Here is a 2404-nt window from a genome sequence, read left to right as displayed (position 1 = left end):
TTCTTGACTTCTCCAAGATCGAAGCCGGCCACCTGGAGATACAGGAAAACGCTTTCTGCATTCGCAGCGTGCTGGATGAGGTCGCCGGTCTCGTCGATGCCGCGCGCAAGAACAAGTCTGTACCGATCATCATACACACCGACACGTCGACCGACATGGCGATCAAGGCCGACGAAACGCGCGTGCGCCAAGTATTGACCAATATCATCGGCAATGCAGCGAAATTTACGCAGAGCGGCCAGATCGATGTTTCTGCAGACATCACGGGTGAGACGGTTCAGATTGTCGTCGCGGACACTGGAATAGGCGTATCCAAGGGCAACATTCAGCGCGTCTTCGAGGGCTTCCGCCAGGCGGACTCCACGATTACGAGGAAGTATGGCGGCACAGGGCTTGGGCTCAGTATCAGCCGGTCCCTCGCAGCCCTGATGGGCGGGGACCTCTCAATGGAAAGCCAGAAAGGCAAAGGCACACGCGTCACATTCACCCTGCCGCTGAAACGGGCCGAGGCCGGCGTTCTCGATGTCTCAGCCAAACCCGTCGTGACGGGGGATGGCACTTCAGCGACAATCATCGTTGTGGATGATGTCGAAGCCAATCTAAGCCTGATAGAACTCGGCCTGAAGCATACAGGCCACCACCTCGTCACGTTTGAATCAGCCAGAAAAGCGGTCGATTACATCCGCAAAGCCGAACGGATCGACCTTGTCCTGATGGACATCCAGATGCCTGACATGGACGGGGTAACGGCAACAAGGGCCATACGGGCGCTTGGCGAACCGCGCTGTAATGTTCCTGTCATCGCGCTGACGGCAAACGCGCTGCCTTCGCAGATAGCTGAATACAAGGCGGCCGGAATGGACGACCATTTTGCCAAGCCGATCGATCTTGACCGGCTGGAAGGCGTGGTTGCACGTCACGTCACCTCGATTGATCAGGAGGCCGACAAGGCGTCTGCAGAACCGGACGCGTTCGAAGAGCTGCGAGACGAGTATCGCGATTATCTGAAATCCTTGCGCGATGAGTTTTCCGGAATTCTGGCGTCAGGCGATCAAGGCGACGTTGCGCAAAAAGTTGCCAGGCTTGCGCACGCCATCGCTGGAACGGCAGGAAGCTTCGGTTTTGAAGAGGTCTCGGATGCCGCGTTCGAGCTCGAGCAGACCGCACTGTCGTCAGCTGAAAGCAAGGGCGTCGAAACCGATCTCGCAGCACGAATAGATGCTCTTGCAACTCTCAGCGAAGAGGCTGCCTGACGCACTGCTGCGCAAGCTGGGCAGGGTAAACGGTGTCTTAGGGCAGCCGGAAAATTTCCTGCTTCATCTGCACTCTATATTCGCCAAACCGCGCTAGAACAGGCGAGCGCTAATCAGGAGCTGACCGATGCCGAAAAAGAAAATTCTCGTCGCAGATGATGACCGTATGCTTCGTGCGCTTCTGTCGCACAAGCTCAAGGCGCTCGACTGCGACATCATCCAGGCCGAAGACGGCAAGCAGGCGCTGGAAACGCTCGAACACGAAGAGATAAACCTGGTCATTCTCGATGGCATGATGCCGGTCATGGATGGCACAGAAGCCTTGCAGCGCATGCGCGCCAATCCGGAGACGGCTGATCTGCCCGTAATTATGCTGACAGCGCGCCGCCGCGAGGAAGATGCCGTCACGGCGCTGAAGCTCGGCGCAACAGATTATATCTCAAAGCCATTCAACCCTGACGAGCTGATGATCCGCATCCGCCGCTGGCTTGCAGATGCCGGGACCGAAGTCCGCCAATCCGGAACAGCCTGAGACAGCTACAGTCTGAGCAAAGGCCACTGGTGCAAACACTGCGTGAAGCCAGCCTGGCCGACGCGAGGTCAAGCTGTGCCCGGCACCGCCTTGGCGCTAGTCTTCCTGAAAAGAACACATCAGGGAGCACTCCATGGACATCAAAGGCTATCCGCTTGAGGGCTTGAAAGTGCTCGACCTGTCGCGCGTTCTGGCAGGCCCTTTCGCGACGCGAATGCTGTCTGACCTCGGTGCAGATGTCCTCAAGATCGAGCCACCGGAAGGCGACGTTACGCGTCATTTCGGCAAGTCCGATAATGGCGTGGCGGGCTTCTATCTCCAGCAGAATGTCGGCAAGCGGAATATCTGCATCGATCTGAAGACCGAGGGCGCCCGTGAGCTCGTGCTCGACCTCTGCCGCAAGGCGGATGTGCTCGTCGAAAATTTCAGGCCGGGCGTCATGAAAAGGTTCGGGCTGGACTGGGAAAGCATCCACGCGGTCAACCCGAAACTGGTCATGCTGTCGATTTCGGGCTTCGGACAGACAGGCCCTGAGAGCAAGCGAGCGGCCTATGCGCCCGTCGTGCACGCGGAAACCGGGCTGATTGCACGGCAGGCGGAGATGAGCGGTGGGCCGGCC

Annotated in this window: 3 protein-coding genes; all 3 read left to right on the top strand. The window is 58.2% G+C overall.

All coding sequences use genetic code 11. From position 1 onward, the window contains the following. A partial coding sequence (locus WA989_RS01615) for an ATP-binding protein (RefSeq protein ID WP_424338783.1) occupies positions 1-1253 on the top strand: 1253 nt, incomplete at its 5' end. A 127-nt stretch (positions 1254-1380) separates the two neighbouring features. After that, positions 1381-1785, top strand: coding sequence for a response regulator (locus tag WA989_RS01610; protein WP_424338782.1), 405 nt, complete (start codon positions 1381-1383; stop codon positions 1783-1785). Between the two features lie 133 nt (positions 1786-1918). Continuing rightward, the coding region (locus tag WA989_RS01605; protein ID WP_424338781.1) for a CaiB/BaiF CoA transferase family protein at positions 1919-2404 on the top strand (486 nt) is incomplete at its 3' end.

This window comes from Henriciella sp., assembly GCF_049649345.1.
Lineage (GTDB): Bacteria > Pseudomonadota > Alphaproteobacteria > Caulobacterales > Hyphomonadaceae > Henriciella.
The sequence above is the reverse complement of the archived record's forward strand: the minus strand, read 5'-3'. Positions and strand labels throughout refer to the sequence as shown.

What these genes read in the sequence shown, in the direction of transcription:
- WA989_RS01610 (WP_424338782.1), top strand. Translation starts at nt 1,381, where the DNA reads ATGCCGAAAAAGAAAATTCTCGTCGCAGATGATGACCGTATGCTTCGT.